Origin of the sequence: Escherichia sp. MOD1-EC6021 (assembly GCF_002965245.1) — a bacterium.
Taxonomy (GTDB): domain Bacteria; phylum Pseudomonadota; class Gammaproteobacteria; order Enterobacterales; family Enterobacteriaceae; genus Escherichia; species Escherichia coli_F.
In genome coordinates, this window is record NZ_PTRU01000010.1 from 160,378 (window position 1) to 183,569 (window position 23,192).

Annotated in this window: 23 protein-coding genes and 1 pseudogene; 15 read left to right on the forward strand and 9 right to left on the reverse strand. The window is 52.6% G+C overall.

Annotated elements, in window-relative coordinates:
- Positions 1–299 precede the first annotated feature (299 nt).
- The 15 genes from glcA to yghD all read left to right on the forward strand — a co-directional run bounded on the left by glcA (position 300) and on the right by yghD (position 18,956).
- Positions 300–1,982 (forward strand): glycolate permease GlcA, encoded by a 1,683-nt coding sequence (gene glcA / locus BEB54_RS13940; protein WP_000259279.1) that lies wholly within the window; start codon positions 300–302, stop codon positions 1,980–1,982.
- A gap of 494 nt (positions 1,983–2,476) precedes the next feature.
- Positions 2,477–7,036: a lipoprotein metalloprotease SslE gene (sslE, locus tag BEB54_RS13950; RefSeq protein WP_105276745.1), complete on the forward strand. Its 4,560-nt coding sequence runs from the start codon at positions 2,477–2,479 to the stop codon at positions 7,034–7,036.
- A 163-nt stretch (positions 7,037–7,199) separates the two neighbouring features.
- A complete protein-coding gene (pppA, locus tag BEB54_RS13960; protein WP_105276823.1) occupies positions 7,200–8,009 on the forward strand; it encodes a prepilin peptidase PppA in 810 nt (269 codons plus the stop codon).
- A 65-nt stretch (positions 8,010–8,074) separates the two neighbouring features.
- Entirely contained in the window at positions 8,075–8,485 is a 411-nt protein-coding gene (gspS2, locus tag BEB54_RS13965) for a type II secretion system pilot lipoprotein GspS-beta (protein WP_105276744.1), read from the forward strand.
- Positions 8,486–8,500: 15 nt separating this feature from the next.
- On the forward strand, positions 8,501–9,454 hold the full coding sequence (gspC, locus tag BEB54_RS13970; protein WP_105276743.1) for a type II secretion system protein GspC: 954 nt from the start codon (positions 8,501–8,503) through the stop codon (positions 9,452–9,454).
- Positions 9,455–9,483: 29 nt separating this feature from the next.
- Entirely contained in the window at positions 9,484–11,544 is a 2,061-nt protein-coding gene (gene gspD / locus BEB54_RS13975) for a type II secretion system secretin GspD (protein WP_105276742.1), read from the forward strand.
- Positions 11,544–13,037, forward strand: a complete 1,494-nt coding sequence (gene gspE / locus BEB54_RS13980) for a type II secretion system ATPase GspE (RefSeq protein ID WP_105276741.1) — start codon at positions 11,544–11,546, stop codon at positions 13,035–13,037. The genes gspD and gspE overlap by 1 nt, the downstream gene beginning before the upstream one ends.
- Positions 13,037–14,260: a type II secretion system inner membrane protein GspF gene (gspF, locus tag BEB54_RS13985; protein ID WP_105276740.1), complete on the forward strand. Its 1,224-nt coding sequence runs from the start codon at positions 13,037–13,039 to the stop codon at positions 14,258–14,260. The genes gspE and gspF overlap by 1 nt, the downstream gene beginning before the upstream one ends.
- 16 nt (positions 14,261–14,276) lie before the next feature.
- Positions 14,277–14,732 (forward strand): type II secretion system major pseudopilin GspG, encoded by a 456-nt coding sequence (gspG, locus tag BEB54_RS13990; protein WP_001087291.1) that lies wholly within the window; start codon positions 14,277–14,279, stop codon positions 14,730–14,732.
- 3 nt (positions 14,733–14,735) lie between these two features.
- Positions 14,736–15,299 (forward strand): type II secretion system minor pseudopilin GspH, encoded by a 564-nt coding sequence (gspH, locus tag BEB54_RS13995; protein WP_105276739.1) that lies wholly within the window; start codon positions 14,736–14,738, stop codon positions 15,297–15,299.
- Complete coding sequence (gspI, locus tag BEB54_RS14000) at positions 15,296–15,667, forward strand: type II secretion system minor pseudopilin GspI (RefSeq protein ID WP_105276738.1); 372 nt, start codon at positions 15,296–15,298, stop codon at positions 15,665–15,667. The genes gspH and gspI overlap by 4 nt, the downstream gene beginning before the upstream one ends.
- The gene (gene gspJ, locus BEB54_RS14005; RefSeq protein WP_001255038.1) at positions 15,664–16,269 is read left to right on the forward strand and encodes a type II secretion system minor pseudopilin GspJ; all 606 of its coding nucleotides are present in this window, start codon (positions 15,664–15,666) and stop codon (positions 16,267–16,269) included. The genes gspI and gspJ overlap by 4 nt, the downstream gene beginning before the upstream one ends.
- Positions 16,266–17,243, forward strand: coding sequence for a type II secretion system minor pseudopilin GspK (gene gspK / locus BEB54_RS14010; protein ID WP_105276737.1), 978 nt, complete (start codon positions 16,266–16,268; stop codon positions 17,241–17,243). The genes gspJ and gspK overlap by 4 nt, the downstream gene beginning before the upstream one ends.
- The gene (gspL, locus tag BEB54_RS14015; RefSeq protein ID WP_105276736.1) at positions 17,240–18,418 is read left to right on the forward strand and encodes a type II secretion system protein GspL; all 1,179 of its coding nucleotides are present in this window, start codon (positions 17,240–17,242) and stop codon (positions 18,416–18,418) included. Before gspK ends, gspL begins: the two co-directional genes overlap by 4 nt.
- A 1-nt stretch (position 18,419) precedes the next feature.
- Positions 18,420–18,956, forward strand: coding sequence for a GspM family type II secretion system protein YghD (yghD, locus tag BEB54_RS14020; RefSeq protein ID WP_105276735.1), 537 nt, complete (start codon positions 18,420–18,422; stop codon positions 18,954–18,956).
- Between the two features lie 278 nt (positions 18,957–19,234).
- Here the strand turns inward: yghD and BEB54_RS14025 are convergent.
- The 9 genes and pseudogenes from BEB54_RS14025 to BEB54_RS14065 form a co-directional block, all read right to left on the reverse strand.
- Positions 19,235–19,809, reverse strand: a pseudogene (locus BEB54_RS14025) (DUF4942 domain-containing protein).
- 96 nt (positions 19,810–19,905) lie between these two features.
- Positions 19,906–20,103: a DUF957 domain-containing protein gene (locus BEB54_RS14030; RefSeq protein ID WP_000839281.1), complete on the reverse strand. Its 198-nt coding sequence runs from the start codon at positions 20,101–20,103 to the stop codon at positions 19,906–19,908.
- A gap of 11 nt (positions 20,104–20,114) precedes the next feature.
- On the reverse strand, positions 20,115–20,603 hold the full coding sequence (locus BEB54_RS14035) for a DUF5983 family protein (RefSeq protein WP_000761721.1): 489 nt from the start codon (positions 20,601–20,603) through the stop codon (positions 20,115–20,117).
- Entirely contained in the window at positions 20,600–20,977 is a 378-nt protein-coding gene (locus BEB54_RS14040; protein ID WP_000854748.1) for a TA system toxin CbtA family protein, read from the reverse strand. The genes BEB54_RS14035 and BEB54_RS14040 overlap by 4 nt, the downstream gene beginning before the upstream one ends.
- Positions 20,978–21,066: 89 nt before the next feature.
- Positions 21,067–21,435 carry a type IV toxin-antitoxin system YeeU family antitoxin gene (locus tag BEB54_RS14045; RefSeq protein ID WP_001339471.1) on the reverse strand — a complete coding sequence of 123 codons (369 nt, stop codon included), beginning with the start codon at positions 21,433–21,435 and terminating at the stop codon, positions 21,067–21,069.
- A gap of 162 nt (positions 21,436–21,597) precedes the next feature.
- Complete coding sequence (locus BEB54_RS14050; RefSeq protein ID WP_000692345.1) at positions 21,598–21,819, reverse strand: DUF987 domain-containing protein; 222 nt, start codon at positions 21,817–21,819, stop codon at positions 21,598–21,600.
- Between the two features lie 62 nt (positions 21,820–21,881).
- A complete protein-coding gene (locus BEB54_RS14055) occupies positions 21,882–22,358 on the reverse strand; it encodes a JAB domain-containing protein (protein ID WP_001186727.1) in 477 nt (158 codons plus the stop codon).
- A gap of 15 nt (positions 22,359–22,373) precedes the next feature.
- Positions 22,374–22,859, reverse strand: coding sequence for an antirestriction protein (locus BEB54_RS14060; RefSeq protein WP_000849570.1), 486 nt, complete (start codon positions 22,857–22,859; stop codon positions 22,374–22,376).
- 54 nt (positions 22,860–22,913) lie between these two features.
- Positions 22,914–23,192 (reverse strand): DUF932 domain-containing protein (locus BEB54_RS14065; RefSeq protein ID WP_049069913.1); only part of this gene is annotated, 279 nt, incomplete at its 5' end.

Here is a 23,192-nt window from a genome sequence, read left to right on the forward strand (position 1 = left end):
TAGTATATTTATCCCGGAAATAACCGGAGCGATTATCAGGGTTTAACAATATTAAATACCCGTAGCGCATCACTAGCGGGATTAAAACAACATTATGGACATCTTTACGATACTCTGCGCCTGTGTGTGCGGAACAGAAACCCTTACCCGATATACTTGTTATGCCAGAGGTAGCAATTGCGTTAGCGGCGTGCTGTTGCTGTAAAGTATAACGCCTATATTTTACAGTTCAGTCCTCTTTTGCTTATTACAAACCTTAAATATATCAAGTATATAAAGATAATAAGAGACTGAACAATATGGTTACCTGGACCCAAATGTATATGCCGATGGGAGGATTGGGGCTATCCGCTCTGGTCGCCCTGATCCCGATAATATTCTTCTTCGTTGCACTCGCGGTATTACGTCTGAAAGGGCATGTTGCTGGAGCAATAACCCTTATATTATCTATCCTGATTGCGATATTCGCCTTTAAAATGCCAATTGATATGGCATTTGCTGCTGCGGGCTATGGCTTTATTTATGGATTATGGCCTATTGCGTGGATTATTGTCGCGGCGGTATTCCTGTATAAATTAACCGTTGCCAGCGGGCAGTTTGATATTATCCGCAGTTCGGTTATCTCCATCACCGACGATCAGCGTTTGCAGGTGTTACTGATTGGTTTCTCCTTTGGCGCACTGCTGGAAGGAGCGGCTGGCTTTGGCGCGCCGGTGGCGATTACAGGCGCTCTGCTGGTGGGGCTGGGCTTCAAACCGTTATATGCGGCGGGGTTGTGTCTGATTGCCAACACTGCGCCGGTGGCGTTTGGTGCGTTGGGTGTGCCAATTCTGGTCGCCGGTCAGGTAACGGGAATCGATCCGTTTGATATTGGCGCAATGGCGGGACGTCAGTTACCGTTCCTGTCGGTTCTTGTGCCATTCTGGCTGGTGGCAATGATGGACGGTTGGAAAGGGGTGAAAGAGACCTGGCCAGCGGCGCTGGTTGCAGGGGGAAGCTTCGCTGTCACGCAGTTCTTTACCTCTAACTACATTGGTCCGGAACTGCCGGATATTACTTCGGCGCTGGTGAGTATTGTCTCACTCGCTTTATTCCTTAAAGTCTGGCGGCCGAAGAATACCGAAACGGCAATCAGCATGGGGCAATCCGCAGGTGCGATGGTGGTAAATAAGCCATCTTCTGGCGGTCCCGTGCCTTCAGAATATAGTCTGGGGCAAATCATTCGTGCATGGTCACCGTTTTTAATCTTAACGGTACTGGTTACCATCTGGACGATGAAACCATTTAAAGCGTTATTTGCTCCGGGCGGTGCGTTTTATTCGCTGGTGATTAATTTCCAGATCCCTCATTTGCATCAACAAGTCTTGAAAGCGGCACCCATTGTCGCTCAGCCAACGCCAATGGATGCGGTGTTTAAATTCGACCCTCTCTCTGCTGGCGGCACCGCTATTTTTATTGCGGCGATTATCTCGATCTTCATCCTCGGCGTGGGGATCAAGAAAGGTATTGGTGTCTTTGCCGAAACGCTAATTAGTCTGAAGTGGCCGATACTGTCGATTGGCATGGTGCTGGCATTTGCTTTTGTCACCAACTATTCCGGCATGTCCACCACGCTGGCGCTGGTGCTGGCGGGCACAGGCGTGATGTTCCCGTTCTTCTCACCGTTCCTTGGCTGGTTGGGTGTATTTCTCACGGGTTCGGATACGTCTTCTAACGCCCTGTTTGGTTCACTGCAATCAACGACGGCGCAGCAAATCAACGTCTCTGACACTCTGCTGGTGGCAGCAAACACCAGCGGCGGCGTAACTGGCAAGATGATCTCCCCGCAATCTATCGCCGTGGCCTGCGCCGCGACGGGCATGGTGGGCCGAGAATCTGAACTGTTCCGCTACACCGTGAAGCACAGTCTGATTTTTGCCAGCGTTATCGGCATTATCACGCTGCTGCAGGCGTATGTGTTTACCGGAATGTTAGTCTCGTAAATCAATAAAGCCGGATGATCGTTAATATCATCCGGCTTCATTCTTTGTTCATTACATTATTCTGTCTTATTAATTTAAAATCATTTCCCGCTTTATTATCTATACAGTAATAATGTATTGCATTCAGATAACATACTAAATAATTAAGGGTGTGAGAACATCTGTTTTTTTATCACGCAAAACAAGTCTGTATTAATTATGTTCGCTTGATGAGCAAACACCGTTCTATCTGTTGCTTTTGCAATCTAAATCGTTAAAACTATCAACGAATTTATATGGTTACGCTGTGAAAAGTTGTTGATTTTTTGTTTGTTGAAATTTCGTAAAAATAACCTGACAGATATCGTATAGGGGATATTCTTATAGATTTCACCTGTTTTTCTATAAATGATGCCGTTTTCTTAAGAATGGAGGAAGTTATTAGAGAAAATAAAGCATAAAACTATTTTCCCAGTTACAAATTCTTTAATTTTATTTTGTCACTTGCGTTATTAATGAATAAGAAATTTAAATATAAAAAATCGCTTTTAGCGGCTATTTTAAGCGCAACCTTATTAACCGGTTGTGATGGCGGTGGTTCAGGATCGTCCTCCGATACGCCGTCTGTAGATTCTGGAGCAGGGACTTTGCCGGAAGTGAAACCCGATCCAATACCAACCCCGGAACCGACACCTGAGCCGACGCCGGACCCAGAACCTACACCAGACCCGACACCCGATCCAGAGCCGACACCAGAACCGGAGCCAGAACCTGTTCCTACGAAAACGGGGTATCTGACCCTGGGCGGAAGCCAGCGGGTAACTGGTGCTACCTGTAATGGTGAATCCAGCGACGGCTTTACCTTTACGCCAGGCAATACCGTGAGTTGTGTGGTGGGCAGTACGACCATTGCAACATTCAACACCCAGTCAGAGACTGCGCGTAGCCTGCGTGCGGTTGACAAAGTGTCGTTTAGCCTTGAGGACGCGCAGGAGCTGGCGGATTCTGCAAATAAGAAAACCAACGCCATCTCTCTGGTGACGTCCAGCGACAGTTGCCCCGCAGATGCAGAACAGCTTTGTCTTACTTTCTCGTCAGTGGTTGATCGCGCGCGTTTTGAAAAACTGTATAAGCAAATTGATCTGGCAACAAACGATTTCAGCAAGCTGGTCAATGAAGAGGTGGAAAACAATGCTGCGACTGATAAAGCGCCGTCCACCCATACCTCAACGGTAGTGCCAGTCACGACAGAGGGAACAAAACCGGATCTGAACGCGTCCTTCGTGTCGGCTAACGCGGAACAGTTTTATCAGTATCAACCAACTGAAATCATTCTTTCCGAAGGCCATCTGGTGGATAGCCTGGGGAACGGTGTTGCTGGCGTAGACTACTACACCAATTCAGGCCGTGGCGTAACTGACGAAAACGGTAAATTCTCCTTTAGCTGGGGCGAAACCATCTCCTTTGGTATCGATACCTTTGAACTGGGCTCAGTACGCGGCAATAAGTCGACTATTGCGCTGACTGAATTGGGTGATGAAGTTCACGGCGCGAATGTTGATCAGCTTATCCACCGCTATTCGAAAGCCGGACAAAATAATACCCGTGTTGTTCCGGACGATGTACGCAAGATCTTTGCCGAATATCCCAACGTCATCAACGAGATTATCAATCTCTCGTTATCCAATGGCGCGACGCTGGATGAAGGCGATCAAAACGTTGTGCTGCCTAACGAATTTATCGAGCAGTTTAAGACGGGTCAGGCCAAAGAGATCGATACCGCGATTTGTGCGAAAACCGACGGTTGTAACGAGGCTCGCTGGTTCTCGCTGACGACGCGCAATGTTAATGACGGCCAGATTCAGGGCGTTATCAACAAGCTGTGGGGCGTGGATACGAACTACCAGTCTGTCAGCAAGTTCCATGTATTCCATGACTCTACCAACTTCTATGGCAGCACGGGAAATGCGCGCGGTCAGGCGGTGGTGAATATCTCCAACGCGGCATTCCCGATTCTGATGGCGCGTAATGATAAAAACTACTGGCTGGCGTTTGGCGAAAAACGCGCCTGGGATAAAAACGAGCTGGCGTACATTACGGAAGCGCCTTCCATTGTGCAGCCAGAGAACGTTACGCGCGATACCGCCACCTTCAATCTGCCGTTTATTTCGCTGGGGCAAGTCGGTGAGGGCAAACTGATGGTTATCGGTAACCCGCACTACAACAGCATTTTGCGTTGCCCGAATGGTTACAGCTGGGCCGGTGGTGTTAATGATAAAGGTGAGTGTACGCTCAGCGGTGATTCAGATGACATGAAGCACTTCATGCAGAACGTACTGCGCTATCTGTCAAACGACATCTGGCAGCCAAATACCAAGAGCACAATGACCGTGGGTACGAACCTGGAAAACGTTTATTTCAAAAATCATGGCCAGGTTACGGGGAGCCGTGCTGCGTTTGGCTTCCATCCGGATTTCGCAGGTATTTCTGTTAAACATTTGACCAGCTATGGCGATCTGAATCCGGAAGAAGTTCCGTTGCTGATCCTCAACGGCTTTGAATATGTGACTCAGTGGTCTGGTGATCCCTATGCAGTGCCTCTACGTGCAGATACCAGCAAACCGAAGCTGAGCCAGCAGGATGTGACCGATCTGATAGCCTATCTGGACAAAGGCGGTTCGGTGCTGATCATGGAAAACGTGATGAGCAATCTTAAGGAAGAGAGCGCGTCTGGCTTTGTGCGCCTGCTTGATGCCGCAGGCCTGTCAATGGCACTGAACAAGTCGGTGGTGAATAATGATCCTCAAGGGTATCCGAACCGCGTTCGTCAGCAGCGCGCAACGGGCATTTGGGTCTATGAACGTTATCCTGCCGTAGACGGTGCGTTGCCATACTCCATCGATAGCGAGACAGGGGAAGTTAAGTGGAAATATCAGGTAGATAACAAACCTGATGACAAACCGAAACTGGAAGTTGCCAGCTGGCTGGAAGATGTAGATGGCAAACAGGAAACGCGCTATGCCTTTATTGATGAGGCGGAGTTTAAAACCAAAGAGTCTCTGGAGGCTGCAAAGGCAAAAATCTTTGAGAAGTTTCCTGGATTACAGGAGTGTAAGGACTCGGCATACCACTATGAGGTCAACTGCCTGGAATATCGTCCTGGCACGGGGGTTCCGGTTACTGGTGGCATGTATGTTCCGCGCTATACGCAACTGAATCTTGACGCCAACACGGCGAAAGCGATGGTGCAGGCTGCGGATTTAGGCACCAACATTCAGCGCCTGTATCAGCATGAGCTTTATTTCCGTACTAAAGGCAGTAAAGGTGAGCGTCTGAACAGCGTCGATCTGGAGCGTCTGTACCAGAACATGTCAGTCTGGCTGTGGAACGATACGGCTTATCGTTATGAAGAAGGCAAAAATGACGAGCTGGGCTTTAAAACGTTCACCGAGTTCCTGAACTGCTACGCTAACGATGCTTACGATGGTGGCACGCAGTGCTCCGCAGAGCTGAAACAATCGCTGATCGATAACAAGATGATCTACGGAGATAATACTGCCAAAGCGGGCATGATGAACCCGAGCTACCCGCTCAACTATATGGAAAAACCGCTGACGCGCCTGATGCTGGGCCGTTCCTGGTGGGATCTGAACATTAAAGTTGATGTCGAGAAGTACCCGGGAGCCGTATCGGAAGAGGGGCAGAACGTTACTGAAACCATCAGCCTGTACTCGAACCCGACCAAATGGTTTGCGGGTAACATGCAGTCTACTGGTCTGTGGGCTCCGGCTCAGAAAGAGGTCACCATTAAGTCTTCGGCGTCAGTCCCAGTGACTGTTACCGTGGCACTGGCTGACGACCTGACCGGACGTGAGAAGCATGAAGTTGCGCTGAACCGTCCGCCAAGAGTCACTAAAACCTATTCTCTGGCGGCTAACGGTGAATTGACGTTCAAGGTGCCTTACGGTGGCCTGATTTATATCAAAGGCGACAGCAACGACAATGAATCTGCCACCTTCACCTTTACTGGTGTAGTAAAAGCGCCGTTCTATAAAGACGGTAAGTGGCAACACGATCTGAACTCCCCTGCGCCGCTGGGCGAGCTGGAGTCAGACGCTTTCATCTACACCACGCCGAAGAAGAATCTGAATGCCAGCAATTACACTGGCGGACTGGAGCAATTCGCTAAAGATCTGGATACCTTTGCCAGCTCGATGAATGACTTCTATGGCCGTGATAGCGAAAGCGGTAACCACCGGATGTTTACCTATAAAAACTTGACGGGGCATAAACATCGTTTCGCCAACGATGTGCAGATCTCCATCGGTGATGCGCATTCGGGTTATCCGGTAATGAACAGCAGCTTCTCGACGAACAGCACCACGCTGCCGACGACGCCGCTGAACGACTGGTTGATCTGGCATGAAGTAGGGCATAACGCCGCCGAAACGCCGTTGACTGTACCGGGCGCGACCGAAGTGGCGAACAACGTGCTGGCGCTGTACATGCAGGATCGCTATCGCGGCAAGATGAACCGTGTCGCTGACGATATTACCGTCGCACCGGAATATCTGGAGGAGAGCAACAACCAGGCATGGGCACGCGGCGGTGCGGGTGACCGTCTGCTGATGTACGCGCAGCTGAAGGAGTGGGCAGAGAAAAACTTTGATATCAAACAGTGGTATCCAGAAGGTGACCTGCCTAAGTTCTACAGCGATCGTGAAGGGATGAAAGGCTGGAACCTGTTCCAGTTGATGCACCGTAAAGCGCGCGGCGATGAGGTTGGTAACACCAAGTTTGGCGAAAGAAATTACTGTGCTGAATCCAACGGTAACGCAGCGGACACGCTGATGCTGTGTGCATCCTGGGTCGCCCAGACGGATCTTTCGGAGTTCTTTAAGAAGTGGAATCCGGGTGCGAATGCTTACCAGCTTCCGGGGGCAAGCGAGATGAGCTTCGAGGGCGGAGTGAGCCAGTCGGCTTACAACACGCTCGCAGCGCTGCACCTGCCGAAACCGGAACAAGGGCCGGAAACCATTAATCAGGTTACCGAGCATAAGATGTCTGCCGAGTAAGCCCGTAGGCCGGATAAGGCGCTCGCGCCGCATCCGGCATGATATAAGGCGCACCGGGTCAACACATATGCCCGATGCGCAAGCTTATCGGGCCTGGAGGAAAGCCGTATGGCATACACCTGCAGGCCCACATCCGGCAAGTTACAACAAACAACCTTTAACCATGCTTTTTGATGTTTTTCAGCAATACCCTGCGGCGATGCCCATACTGGCAACCGTCGGAGGATTGATCATCGGCAGTTTTTTGAATGTGGTGATTTGGCGTTACCCCATCATGCTGCGCCAACAAATGGCGGAGTTTCACGGTGAAATGCCGAGTACGCAGTCAAAAATAAGCCTTGCGCTACCGCGCTCGCACTGCCCACATTGTCAGCAGACCATCCGGATACGTGACAATATTCCGCTGCTCTCCTGGCTGATGCTCAAAGGGCGCTGCCGTGATTGTCAGGCGAAAATCAGCAAGCGTTATCCGCTGGTGGAGTTATTGACAGCACTCGCTTTTTTGCTGGCGAGTCTGGTCTGGCCGGAAAGTGGATGGGGGCTGGCGGTGATGATATTATCCGCCTGGCTTATTGCCGCGAGCATCATCGACCTTGATAACCAATGGCTGCCCGATGTTTTTACTCAGGGCGTATTGTGGACAGGACTGATTGCGGCATGGGCGCAACAGAGTCCGTTAACGCTACAAGACTCAGTTACCGGCGTCCTGGTGGGATTTATCACTTTTTACTCCCTGCGCTGGATAGCCGGAATAGTTCTGCGTAAAGAAGCATTAGGCATGGGCGATGTATTACTCTTCGCCGCGTTAGGTGGCTGGGTGGGCGCGTTGTCGCTGCCCAATGTGGCTTTAATTGCCTCATGCTGCGGCCTGATATATGCCGTTATTACAAAAAGAGGATCAACCACACTGCCTTTTGGACCGTGTTTAAGTCTGGGCGGTATAGCAACACTTTATCTACAGGCATTGTTTTAATGATAAACACGTCATTATCGAAGTGACATTTTTACTCTTATTAATAACCTTAGAGATTATTAACCATGTCGATAAAACAGATGCCAGGGAGGGTATTAATATCGCTATTGTTGAGCGTTACAGGATTATTAAGTGGCTGCGTCAGCCATAATGAAAATGCCAGTTTACTGGCGAAAAAACAGGCGCAAAATATCAGCCAAAACCTGCCGATTAAATCTGCGGGTTATACCTTAGTGCTGGCACAAAGTAGCGGCACGACGGTAAAAATGACCATTATCAGCGAAGCGGGTACTCAGACCACGCAGACGCCTGATGCCTTTTTAACCAGCTACCAACGACAAATGTGTGCTGACCCAACGGTGAAATTAATGATCACCGAGGGAATTAATTACAGCATAACGATTAATGATACACGTACAGGTAACCAGTATCAGCGGAAACTGGATCGCACTACTTGTGGAATAGTCAAAGCATAACGTCGGGTATATAAATTGGCGCGGGTTGTTTTTCGTGACGCACGAATTTATCTCATTCAATGGCTGACTAAAATTCGTCACACTCTTAACCAGAGACAATCTCTTAATACAAACAAAGAGCATCTTCGCAAAATTGTACGCGCGATGTTCTGGCTGATGCTGCTTATTATTTCTGCAAAAATGGCGTATTCACTCTGGCGCTATTTCTCCTTTTCTGCGGAATATACGGCGGTTTCTCAATGGGTGAATAAACAGCCCCATGCGGATGTAAAAACGTTCGATAAAAAAGATGTGCAATTAATCAGCCAGCAAAACTGGTTTGGTAAATATCAGCGCGTCGCCACACCGGTAAAGCAACCTGAACCTGTAGCAGAAACGCGTCTTAATGTGGTGCTGCGCGGGATCGCCTTTGGTGCCAGACCCGGCGCGGTTATTGAAGAAGGTGGCAAACAGCAGGTCTATTTGCAGGGTGAACGGCTTGGCTCTCACAACGCAGTGATTGAGGAAATCAACCGCGACCATGTGATGCTGCGCTATCAGGGAAAAATAGAGCGGCTCAGTCTGGCAGAAGAGGAGCGTTCCACCGTAGCCGTGACCAACAAAAAAGCCGTCAGTGACGAAGCAAAGCAAGCTGTTGCTGAGCCTGCTGCCAGTGCGCCCGTTGAGATCCCGGCTGCCGTGCGTCAGGCACTGGCGAAAGATCCGCAGAAAATTTTTAACTATATCCAGCTTACGCCTGTGCGTAAGGAGGGAATTGTCGGTTATGCAGTGAAGCCGGGGGCAGATCGTTCTCTGTTCGATGCCAGCGGTTTCAAGGAAGGCGATATCGCCATTGCGCTCAATCAGCAGGATTTCACTGATCCACGAGCAATGATTGCTCTGATGCGGCAGTTACCTTCAATGGATTCCATTCAACTTACGGTTTTACGCAAGGGTGCGCGCTACGACATTTCCATCGCGCTGCGCTAACCGCATTTAATCCAGGAGAATCATTCATCGTGTTTTGGCGTGATATTACGTTGTCGGTCTGGCGTAAGAAGACAACTGGCCTCAAAACAAAAAAGCGTTTACTGCCGCTGGTGCTGGCAGCGGTATTATGCAGTTCACCGGTCTGGGCGGAAGAAGCCACTTTCACCGCTAATTTTAAAGATACCGACCTGAAATCGTTCATCGAAACCGTCGGCGCTAACCTTAATAAAACCATCATTATGGGGCCGGGCGTTCAGGGGAAAGTGAGTATTCGCACTATGACGCCGCTCAATGAACGCCAGTATTACCAGTTATTCCTTAACCTGCTGGAAGCGCAGGGGTATGCCGTCGTACCGATGGAAAACGACGTGCTGAAGGTGGTGAAATCCAGCGCCGCAAAAGTTGAGCCGCTGCCGCTGGTCGGTGAAGGCAGCGACAACTACGCGGGAGATGAAATGGTCACCAAAGTAGTGCCGGTACGTAATGTGTCGGTCCGCGAACTGGCACCGATTTTGCGCCAGATGATCGACAGCGCAGGCTCAGGCAACGTTGTTAATTACGATCCCTCCAACGTGATTATGCTCACCGGGCGCGCCTCCGTCGTGGAACGGCTGACAGAAGTGATCCAGCGCGTGGATCATGCGGGAAATCGCACTGAAGAGGTGATCCCGCTGGATAACGCCTCGGCCTCGGAAATTGCCCGCGTGCTGGAAAGCCTGACTAAAAACAGCGGCGAGAACCAGCCTGCGACGCTGAAATCTCAAATTGTCGCCGACGAACGCACCAACAGCGTGATTGTCAGTGGTGACCCTGCCACGCGAGACAAAATGCGCCGCCTGATCCGTCGGCTGGACTCAGAAATGGAGCGCAGCGGCAACAGCCAGGTGTTCTATCTCAAATACAGCAAAGCCGAAGATCTGGTCGATGTACTGAAGCAGGTCAGCGGCACGCTCACGGCGGCTAAAGAAGAGGCGGAAGGCACGGTTGGTAGCGGGCGTGAGGTTGTCTCCATTGCCGCCAGTAAACACAGTAATGCCCTGATTGTCACCGCGCCGCAGGACATTATGCAGTCGCTGCAAAGCGTGATTGAACAACTGGATATTCGCCGTGCTCAGGTGCATGTCGAGGCGTTGATCGTGGAAGTTGCCGAAGGCAGCAATATCAACTTCGGTGTGCAGTGGGCGTCAAAAGATGCCGGGTTAATGCAGTTTGCCAACGGTACGCAGATCCCTATCGGCACGCTGGGGGCGGCGATTTCTGCAGCGAAGCCACAGAAAGGTTCAACGGTGATCAGCGAAAACGGCGCCACCACCATTAATCCGGACACCAACGGCGATCTCTCCACGCTCGCCCAGCTTCTTTCTGGCTTTAGCGGTACGGCGGTTGGTGTGGTGAAAGGCGACTGGATGGCGCTGGTACAGGCGGTTAAAAACGACTCCAGCTCGAACGTTCTCTCCACGCCGAGCATCACCACGCTGGACAACCAGGAAGCCTTCTTCATGGTGGGTCAGGATGTTCCGGTATTAACCGGCTCTACCGTTGGCTCCAATAACAGCAATCCTTTCAATACAGTAGAAAGGAAAAAAGTCGGCATCATGCTGAAAGTCACGCCGCAGATTAACGAAGGAAACGCGGTACAGATGGTGATTGAGCAGGAAGTCTCGAAGGTGGAAGGACAGACCAGCCTCGACGTCGTGTTTGGTGAGCGCAAACTGAAAACCACCGTGCTGGCTAACGATGGTGAGCTGATCGTGCTTGGCGGTTTGATGGACGACCAGGCGGGAGAAAGCGTGGCGAAAGTGCCGCTGCTGGGCGATATTCCATTGATTGGTAACCTGTTTAAATCGACGGCGGATAAAAAAGAAAAACGTAACCTGATGGTGTTTATCCGCCCGACCATTCTGCGTGATGGTATGGCTGCAGACGGCGTGTCGCAGCGCAAATATAACTATATGCGCGCCGAGCAGATCTATCGCGATGAGCAAGGCTTAAGCCTGATGCCGCACACCGCGCAGCCGATATTGCCAGCGCAAAATCAGGCCTTACCGCCAGAAGTTCGCGCGTTCCTTAATGCCGGGAGAACGCGTTAATGGTGCCTGTAGCACAGGAAACCACTGCTAACACCGTGCGTCTGCCCTACAGTTTCAGCCGCCGGTTTAGCCTGGTGGCATGGTGCGAAGCGTCGCTGGAGATCCTCCATGTGCATCCGTTGTCGCTCTCTGTTTTGCAGGAGCTGCAACGGGGGCTGAACGCGCCCTTTACGCTGCGGCAAATCGACGAAGCCGAATTTGAACAGCGGCTGAATGCGGTCTGGCAGCGGGACTCTTCCGAAGCTCGCCAGCTGATGGAAGATCTCGGTTCCGCCGAGGACTTTTTTACCCTCGCTGAAGAACTGCCGGAAACGGAAGATCTGCTGGAAAGTGACGACGATGCGCCGATCATCAAACTGATCAACGCCATGCTGGCAGAGGCGATTAAAGAAGGCGCTTCGGATATCCACATCGAGACGTTTGAAAAGAGTCTGGTGATCCGTTTTCGCGTTGACGGCACATTACATGAAATGCTGCGTCCGGGGCGCAAACTGGCCTCGCTGCTGGTATCGCGTATTAAGGTGATGGCACGGCTGGATATCGCCGAAAAACGCGTACCGCAGGATGGGCGCATTGCGCTGCTGCTGGGCGGTCGGGCGATTGACGTGCGTGTCTCCACCATGCCTTCCGCCTGGGGCGAGCGCGTGGTGCTGCGACTGCTGGACAAAAACCAGGCCCGCCTGACGCTGGAACGTCTGGGGTTGAGCCATGAACTGACCGCGCAGTTGCGCCAGCTACTGCACAAACCGCACGGCATCTTTCTTGTGACGGGGCCGACAGGTTCCGGCAAAAGCACCACGCTGTACGCCGGATTGCAGGAGCTGAACAACCACTCGCGCAACATTCTCACGGTTGAAGACCCCATCGAATACATGATTGAAGGGATCGGTCAGACACAGGTTAACACCCGCGTCGGCATGACCTTCGCCCGTGGCCTGCGCGCGATTTTGCGTCAGGACCCGGATGTGGTGATGGTCGGTGAAATCCGCGATACCGAAACCGCAGAAATCGCCGTCCAGGCGTCATTGACCGGACACCTGGTACTTTCCACGCTGCATACCAACACGGCGGTGGGGGCGATCACGCGTTTGCAGGATATGGGCGTTGAGCCTTTCCTGCTCTCTTCCAGCCTGACGGGCGTGATGGCGCAGCGACTTGTTCGCACACTGTGCACCGACTGCCGCCAGCCCGCGCCTGCCACTGATGAAGAAAAACGCCTGCTGGGGATTACCGATGCGCATGCCGTCACGCTGTACCATCCGCAGGGCTGCCCCGCCTGTAATCACAAAGGTTTTCGCGGGCGTACTGCCATCCATGAGCTGATCGTGGTAGACGCCACATTGCGTGATTTGATCCACCGTCAGGCCGGGGAACTGGAGCTGGAACGTTATGTCCGGCAACACTCTGCGGGTATCCGCAGCAACGGCATTGAGAAAGTGCTTGCCGGAGAAACCTCTCTCGATGAAGTGCTGCGGGTAACGATGGAGGCGTAATGGCACTGTTTTACTATCAGGCGTTACAGCGTAATGGTCGCAAAACCAAAGGCATGATTGAGGCGGATTCCGCGCGTCATGCCCGCCAGTTGTTGCGCGGTAAAAAGCTTATCCCCGTGCACATTGAAGCCCGGATGAATGCTTCGTCAGGGGGAATGTTGCAGCATCGGCGACACGCACATCGTCGTGTGGCGGCGGCAGATCTGGCGCTGTTCACTCGCCAACTGGCAACGCTGGTGCAGGCAGCAATGCCGCTGGAAACCTGCTTACAGGCGGTCAGTGAGCAAAGTGAAAAACTGCATGTAAAAAGCCTCGGAATGGCGCTACGCAGCCGGATTCAGGAAGGTTACACCCTGTCGGACAGCCTGCGCGAACATCCCCGCGTCTTTGACTCCCTGTTTTGTTCGATGGTGGCTGCCGGAGAAAAATCCGGGCATCTCGACGTGGTACTCAATCGCCTGGCGGATTACACCGAACAGCGACAGCGCCTGAAATCACGCCTGCTGCAGGCCATGCTCTATCCGCTGGTACTGCTGGTGGTGGCAACGGGCGTGGTCACTATTTTGCTGACTGCGGTGGTGCCGAAAATTATCGAACAGTTTGATCATCTCGGACACGCGCTGCCTGCCTCCACCCGCGCTCTTATCGCCATGAGCGACGCGTTGCAGACCAGCGGCGTTTTCTGGCTGGCGGGTCTTCTGGGATTTCTGGTGCTGGTACAACGGCTACTCAAAAATCCTGCTATGCGCCTGCGCTGGGATAAAACCTTGCTGCGCCTGCCCGTGACGGGGCGTGTTGCGCGCGGACTGAATACGGCGCGTTTTTCCCGCACGTTAAGCATCCTCACCGCCAGCACTGTTCCGCTACTGGAAGGCATTCAGACCGCCGCTGCCGTGTCGGCAAATCGCTATGTCGAGCAACAACTGCTGCTGGCGGCAGATCGCGTCCGCGAAGGAAGCAGTCTACGCGCTGCGCTAGCGGAGTTGCGCCTGTTTCCGCCGATGATGCTGTACATGATCGCCTCCGGCGAACAGAGTGGCGAGCTGGAAACCATGCTTGAACAGGCCGCAGTCAACCAGGAACGGGAATTTGATACCCAGGTAGGGCTGGCGTTGGGGCTGTTTGAGCCTGCTCTGGTGGTGATGATGGCGGGTGTGGTGCTGTTTATCGTCATCGCCATCCTCGAGCCGATGCTGCAACTGAACAATATGGTTGGAATGTAATTTACGGAGTTATCACATGAATTCGTTATCCCGCACACAAAAACCACGGGCAGGTTTTACCCTGCTGGAAGTGATGGTGGTGATTGTTATTCTTGGCGTCCTGGCAAGTCTGGTGGTGCCTAACCTTTTGGGCAACAAAGAGAAAGCAGATCGGCAAAAAGCCATCAGCGATATCGTGGCGCTGGAGAACGCGCTGGATATGTATCGACTGGATAACGGGCGTTATCCGACCACCGAACAGGGGCTTGAGGCGCTGATCCAGCAACCGGCCAATATGGCGGACTCCCGCAACTACCGTCCTGGTGGATACATCAAACGGCTGCCAAAGGATCCGTGGGGCAATGATTATCAGTATCTCAGCCCGGGTGAAAAAGGACTGTTTGATGTTTACACCTTAGGGGCGGATGGTCAGGAAAACGGGGAAGGTGCTGGCGCAGATATCGGTAACTGGAATTTGCAGGAGTTTCAGTAATCAGTGCCCAAACGCGGATTCACACTTCTGGAAATCATGCTGGTGATTTTCCTTATCGGCCTTGCCAGTGCGGGCGTGGTACAGACGTTTGCGACCGCTTCAGAGCCGCCTGCGAAAAAAGCGGCGCAGGATTTCCTGGCCCGCTTTGCGCAGTTTAAGGACAGGGCAGTGATCGAAGGGCAAACACTCGGTGTGCTAATCGACCCGCCTGGTTATCAGTTTATGCAGCGTCGTCACGGGCAGTGGTTGCCCGTTTCCGCGACCCGCTTATCGGCACAGGTTACGGTGGCGAAACAGGTGCAAATGCTGTTACAACCCGGAAGTGATATCTGGCAGAAGGAGTATGCGCTGGAGCTGCAACGCCGTCGCCTGACGCTGCACGATATTGAACTGGAGCTGCAAAAAGAGGCGAAAAAGAAGACGCCGCAGATCCGTTTTTCGCCTTTTGAACCCGCCGCGCCGTTTACGCTGCGCTTCTACTCGGCGGCGCAAAACGCATGTTGGGCGGTAAAACTGGCGCACGATGGTGCGTTATCCCTCAATCAATGTGATGAGAGGATGCCATGAAGCGCGGATTTACCTTGCTGGAAGTGATGATCGCACTGGCGATTTTTGCGCTGGCTGCCACGGCGGTGTTACAGATTGCCAGCGGCGCGCTGAGTAATCAGCACGTTCTTGAGGAAAAAACGGTTGCGGGCTGGGTAGCTGAAAACCAGACCGCGCTGCTTTACCTGATGACCCGCGAACAACGGGCGGTCAGGCATCAGGGCGAGAGCGATATGGCAGGAAGCCGCTGGTACTGGCGAACGATCCCTCTGAATACAGGTAACGCGCTACTCCAGGCGGTGGATATTGAAGTCAGCCGTCACGAAGACTTTTCGTCGGTGATTCAGTCACGACGCGCCTGGTTTAGCGCTGTGGGAGGCCAACAGTGAGAAGGACTCGCGCTGGTTTCACGTTACTGGAAATGCTGGTGGCAATCGCCATTTTTGCCTCGCTGGCACTGATGGCACAGCAGGTGACAAACGGCGTCACACGCGTGAATAGCGCCGTCGCCGGACACGATCAAAAACTGAACCTCATGCAGCAAACGATGAGTTTTCTGACCCACGATCTGACACAAATGATGCCGCGTCCGGTAAGAGGCGATCAGGGTCAGCGAGAACCTGCGTTACTGGCGGGCGCTGGCGTGCTGGCCTCTGAGAGTGAAGGAATACGCTTTGTGCGCGGCGGTGTGGTTAATCCATTGATGCGTCTGCCGCGCAGTAATCTGCTCACCGTCGGTTACCGCATTCATGACGGTTATCTCGAACGGTTAGCCTGGCCGCTGACAGATGCCGCAGGCAGCGTGAAGCCAACAACGCAAAAGTTGATTCCGGCGGATTCACTTCGTTTGCAGTTTTACGACGGCACTCGCTGGCAGGAAACCTGGTCATCAGTGCAGGCGATCCCTGTGGCAGTGCGCATGACTCTGCATTCGCCGCAATGGGGCGAGATTGAACGCATCTGGTTGTTACGCGGGCCGCAATTATCATGATCACCTCACCACCAAAACGCGGAATGGCACTGGTCGTGGTGCTGGTATTGCTGGCGGTCATGATGCTGGTAACCATCACGCTTTCCGGGCGGATGCAGCAACAACTTGGGCGAACGCGCAGCCAGCAGGAGTACCAGCAGGCGCTGTGGTATAGCGCCAGTGCAGAAAGCCTCGCGCTGAGCGCACTCAGTCTGAGCCTGAAAAATGAAAAGCGCGTGCATCTGGCGCAGCCGTGGGCTTCCGGCCCTCGTTTGTTGCCACTGCCGCAGGGGCAAATTGCCGTCACTCTGCGTGACGCTCAGGCCTGCTTTAACCTGAATGCCCTTGCTCAACCAACAACGGCGTCGCGTCCGCTCGCGGTACAACAACTGATTGCCCTGATCTCGCGCCTGGATGTGCCTGCTTATCGGGCCGAACTGATAGCCGAAAGCCTGTGGGAATTTATTGACGAGGACCGCAGCGTGCAGACGCGTCTGGGCCGTGAAGACAGCGAGTATCTCGCCCGTTCGGTACCGTTCTACGCCGCGAATCAACCGCTGGCCGATATCAGCGAAATGCGCGTGGTACAGGGAATGGACGCCGGACTTTATCAAAGACTGAAACCGCTGGTCTGTGCGCTGCCGATGACCCGCCAGCAAATCAACATCAACACCCTGGACGTCACGCAAAGTGTGATTCTTGAGGCGCTGTTTGACCCGTGGTTAAGCCCTGTTCAGGCGCGGGCGTTATTACAACAACGTCCGGCGAAGGGCTGGGAAGATGTCGATCAGTTTCTCGCACAGCCGCTACTCGCTGACGTCGATGAGCGTACTAAAAAACAGCTAAAAACCGTCCTGAGCGTGGACAGCAATTACTTCTGGCTGCGTTCAGATATCACCGTGAATGAGATTGAACTGACGATGAATTCGTTAATTGTCCGCATGGGCCCACAACACTTTTCTGTTCTCAGGCATCAGACAGGAGAAAGTGAGTGAGTTCCATCCTTGAGATTTTTTTCCCGCTTTGCGCCGCTGATCCCATCCGTTGGCAGCGCCGTACACCCGACGTGGAGCACGGTATCTGGTCTGACGTTGCTAACGAACAGCTCCAGCAATGGCTGCAAACTGATGCGATTCGACTCTACATTCCTGGCGAATGGATCAGCGTCTGGCAGGTTGAACTGCCTGATGTGCCTCGCAAGCAGATACCGACGATTCTGCCCGCCTTGCTGGAAGAAGAGCTGAACCAGGATATCGATGAACTGCATTTCGCCCCGTTGAAAATCGACCAGCAACTGGCAACCGTAGCTGTGATTCACCAGCAGCATATGCGCAACATTGCGCAGTGGTTGCAGGAAAACGGCATTACTCGCGCCACCGTTACACCGGACTGGATGTCCATTCCTTGTGGTTATATGGCTGGCGATGAACAGCGAATTATTTGCCGCATCGATGAATGTCGTGGATGGAGCGCCGGGCGGGCGCTGGCCCCGGTCATGTTCCGCGCACAGCTCAATGAGCAGGCGTCACCGCTTTCGCTGACCGTAGTCGGAATCGCGCCGGAAGAGCTATCTGCATGGGCTGGCCCAGACGCTGAACGTCTGACAGTGACGGCCCTGCCAGCCGTTACCACTTATGGCGAACCTGAAGGGAACCTGCTAACAGGGCCGTGGCATCCTCGTGTCAGCTACCGAAAACAGTGGGCGCGCTGGCGGGTGATGATTCTGCCGATATTGCTGATTCTGGTTGCGCTGGCAGTGGAACGGGGCGTGACGTTATGGAGTGTCAGCGAACAGGTGGCGCAAAGCCGCGCCCAGGCGGAGAAACAGTTCTTAACGCTGTTCCCGGAGCAAAAACGGATTGTGAATTTACGCTCTCAGGTGACGATGGCGTTGAAAAAATATCGCCCACAGACTGACGATACCCAGCTGCTCGCAGAGTTGTCAGCGATAGCCAGCACCCTGAAATCAGCGTCACTTTCCGACATAGAGATGCGTGGTTTCACCTTTGATCAAAAACGCCAGACGCTTCATCTCCAGTTGCGGGCCGCAAACTTTGCCAGTTTCGACAAACTGCGTAGCGCGCTGGCGGCAGATTATGTTGTGCAACAGGACGCGTTACAGAAAGAGGGTGATGCGGTTTCCGGCGGCGTAACGTTGCGGAGGAAATAACATGTTACGCGATAAATTTATTCACTATTTTCAGCAATGGCGTGAACGCCAGTTAAGCCGTGGCGAACACTGGCTGACACAACACCTGGCGGGGCGTTCTCCGCGTGAAAAAGGCATGTTACTGGCAGCGGTAGTGTTCCTGTTTAGCGCCGGATATTACGTTCTCATCTGGCAGCCGTTGAGCGAACGGATTGAGCAACAGGAGACGATGTTGCAGCAGCTGGTGGCGATGAACGCGCGACTGAAGAGCTCCGCGCCGGATATTATTGCGGCGCGAAAATCCGCCACAACAACGCAAGCACAGGTATCGCGGGTCATCAGCGACAGTGCTTCGGCGCATTCAGTGGTCATTAAGCGGATAGCCGAGCGCGGGGAGAATATCCAGGTCTGGATAGAACCTGTGGTGTTTAATGACCTTCTGAAATGGTTAAACGCACTGGATGAAAAATATGCGCTGCGGGTGACACAAATTGATGTCAGTGCTGCTGAGAAGCCTGGGATGGTGAATGTGCAGCGGCTGGAGTTTGGAGGGGGGTAAGTATCAGGAGATTAATATCAATAAAATTACTCTCGTTAACGTGGCGAGAGTAATTCCCCCAGCCCTTATAAGCTAAGTTTTTTCGTGAAGGTTATTGCCAGATCCAAAAGCAAAAACCCGCCTTGTGGGCGGGTTCTTTAGAATAGTGGTGCCGGACTCGGAATCGAAGAATGCTTCTATCATGTTGATATTATTTTATTTTGTTTGGTTTGGTGAAATATGTACCCTCTTTTGTACCCGCAGTCCCTTTTGATATCGAAAGGGAATCAAACTCGGGGTCAGGCTGAGAGCACAGAAGGAAAGTGCCTGGCTATTATATCGTTAATTCTGTCAATCAGCTCCAGCCTTTTGAAAGTGATGTGTGCAGATCCACCCTTCTTATAAAGTATTTAATGATGAACATCTCATCTTCATAGCGTCCTTTACCCTGAACGGACTGTATGTGGTCATCCAGATTAATGGTGATATTCCCTCGGTTGTCGGGGATCGGTTTACCGCTGAGCAGATGCAACATTCTTTCCAGGTCAGCCAGGCGATCTGCCTGCATTCCACTGATAAGATGAAATCCCCACTGGTCCCATCTCACCAGATTGTTGACGATAATTTTACTGCCAAATTTACAGGGTGAGTTGGTTTTGTAATCCCAGCTCAGCCCTTTGAAGACGTTGATCACTCCCCGTTCAAACACTTCATCTTTGTTCTGGTGCAGTTGTTCAAATGTGCTCAGAATGTTCGCTTCGCTGATTTCCGGAAAATTATCATATTCCAGTGACCTGGACCTGACTGAGGTGGAGCAGATAACGTCCGTATTCTCGTTGACCACTTCCGGACGGGAGACTGTGATTTCAGACATAATCGATATTCCTTTTTGCAGATAAATGAAAACGCCAGCCGTGTTCAGGCTGGCGTCAGTGGAATGAAGTCTGGTGAGTGAGATGATGAGTGAGACTCACCGGTTCTGGTGCTGAAGCTGCAGTTGGCGCAGGGTACGGATATCCTCTCTGGCCTGTTCGATACAGGGCAACAGTGCTGCTGAATCCGTTTTATCCTCATTGTTGTCAAAGATAATTCCCGATTCGCAGTCGATATTGTCCTGCAGCCACGCAATCAGAATATCCAGCGCTGTTTCCGTGGTTAATGATTTCATGTTGTTTCTGGTTACCAGTCGAAAGTGGGTAAACCCGGCAGGCATTCAGCGTTGGCATCCAGATGAATGAGACTGACGCCATAACGTCGGGTAAGTGTGACAACCAGACGACGGAACGTTTTTGACAGGCCCAGGCGCTTAAGCCGCAGAACCGGGTACGACCACGCATCAGTACGTAACAGATAACCGGTACCTGTAAAATGAATCCATTCTGATTCACCAACGTCCCTGGTCTGGTGTGACAGCGAGTACAACCAGGCGTTGTCCGTTTCCGTGATATGTGCGGTACTGCAGCGTATGCCGGCAAGGGTTGCAAATGGCGGAGGTGTGCAGGTTGACTGTTGGTCGGATTCCTCCACCACACGGAGTGAATAACCGTTTTCAGCGACGTTATTAATCAGTTCAGTGAGATTAACACCATCGACGTCAACGACAATGCGCCCCATGTTCAGTGCCTGCACGTTAACGCTGTCAGCTTCCAGCGTCAGGGCCAGTTTCATCGTTTCGCCTCCTGATACTTACCCAGGGTAATGTTATTTACCGTTCGGTAATTGTCGCGGGTCATCAGGCCAGTCGCCCGGCGAGCCCGGAGGATATCGATGCTGTTTATTAACTGAGAGCGGGTACAGGCACTGAATTCCGGCTGGTCGGTACGCACCAGTGCGTATTTTTCAACAAGAAAGTTCACTGCATCGCACAGTGAAATGCCAGCTTCAATATGCTGCTCAATCACACGTTCATCGGCGAACGGTGTGTCATTCAGTGTAAGGCCGTAATGCTGGCCCAGTAGTCGGGAGAGCAGAGTCTGCCAGATGGTGACGGGAGACGGGCAGCTCGATGCCTCCCGTACGTGTGTATCGGGTAATGTTTTCATACTGAAGGTTTTCCTGATATGCAGAGATGAAAAATGGAAAAGTGGCGTGGTGAAAGCACCAGGCCGGAGCAGAAGGTTATTCCGGTGGTTTACTTTTTCGTTTCGGGCGTCGGATAAACAGCCAGATAAACGTAACCACCGCTACCGAGAGTGTCAGCTTTGCAGGTCAGACCTTTTGCATACAGCGTGACGGTATGCTGATGGCGGGGATTCAGTTCACCGCTGGTGAGCATGAGTTCCAGTTGTTTCATCAGCAGCGGAAAGGCCTGGTCCAGGTGGTACGCATCTGCATCGCTGAACCGGCCTCTGATACCGGCACGGTCGGCAAGGTAATGCAACCGGTTACCCTCCTGCACCAGACGGGCGCCGAAACAGGGCGTCACTGTGCAGGGTAGTCCCCACCAGGGATGGTCGTCATTGTCATCGGGATGCGTTGTCCCGGAAAGTGTGTCTGACACGATAAAATCCTCACAGAAAATCGGTGAATGATAGTTTAACGATGACGGGTCAGCCGGCGCGCAGACCGGCTTCGGTAAAGGTGTATTCGTTGATGAGCAGGACCTCATCCACAGCGGCGTCTGAGCTCAGCCAGTCGTACTCGTTTTCCGGGTGACGGAACATCAGTTCAGGGTGACGCTCATCAGCCGGACATACGGACCAAAACTGTCCTTACGGCGTTCTGCAAACACGGCCAGCACACCGGGAATATCCTGCACTTCACGACCGGTATACGCTTCAGCACTGCCGTGCCAGCGGTATTTGCCGGTACAGAACGGAAAAAGACGGGATGCCGGATGCTGACGGTGAATACGCATGGCTTCGCCACGGGTGATGATTTTCATAGTGGGATACCTCTGAAGACAGAAGATAAAAGTGAAAACAGGTGTGATGTGGTTGTGACGGGTTAAAGCAGACCATGTTCGGCAAAGGAGAAAACCTGGCTGCCACCGACTATCAGATGGTCCGGCACCCGGATATCCACCAGGCCCAGTGCCTGTACCAGACGTTCCGTGATAAGGCGGTCTGCCTTGCTGGGTGTGACTTCACCGGACGGGTGATTGTGTGCCAGCACCACAGCAGCGGCATTGTGATACAGGGCGCGTTTAATCACTTCACGGGGATGGACTTCCGTGCGGTTGATGGTGCCGGTGAAGAGGGTTTCACCGGCAATCAGCTGATTCTGGTTGTTCAGATACAGCACCCGGAACTCTTCACGCTCCAGTCCCGCCATGTTCAGAATCAGCCATTCCCGTGCCGCACGGGTGGAGGTGAAGGCCACACCGGGTTCATGAAGATGGCGGTCCAGGGTTTTCAGAGCCCGCAGAATGAGACTGCGCTCGCCGGGCGTCATTTCTCCGGGCAGAAAGGAAAGCTGCTGCATTGTCCCTGCCTCCATTCAGTCGATGATGCGCATAATGGCGCTGCATTCCGGATGCTGCAGGGCGTAATCCCGCAGCCGGTAATAATGGACCGTCATGGCATAATACTCCGTACGACAGGCGTGATGACTGTACGTCATCAGACAGGCAGCAATGCCGGCGGCTTCCGGGCTCATTTCAGCGCGGTTACCGTTCATGGCATTGAACAGTACCCATGTTTCGCCATCATCGTCATCCGGTTCGGGCGCTATAAATGCGCCACCGTTGTTCAGTGTGTACAGATTCCAGATACCACCGCAGTAGTCTTCGCAAAGACGGTCCATCCAGCCGAAGATACGGGGCTCCAGGGTCACCCACTGTGGAATGAGGCCAAAATGCTGCGGCCAGAAGCTGATGCGCTGTTCATCAGGGACTATGGTGGCAACCAGCTGAGGCTGGTCATTCCCTGATGCAGCGGTTACGGAAACAGAAGATGTGGTGGAATTATGTGAAATGGTTTTCATGAAATGACTCCTTAAAGGACAAATAAATGCGTGGTTTTCAGGGTAATGGCTGAATCAGCGCAGGCTCTCCAGCAGCGTTTCCGCCATCACCCACAATGCGCGGTTGAGCTTAATGTCAGTGTCAATGCTGTGAATGGCACGGGTATGGATACGTTTTCCTTTAGCGCTACGACCTGAAATTCCGCCTTTCAGCATATTCTCCTGAATGGTCTGATAAGCACTCCACAGGTCCTTACCGTAATCCTCCCGGCGTCGTGGCGTCAGAATGTCGGCGGTGGTGACGGGCTGATGTTCGTCACCATAACGGTAAGTCAGTGCCGCCTGTGCCAGCGC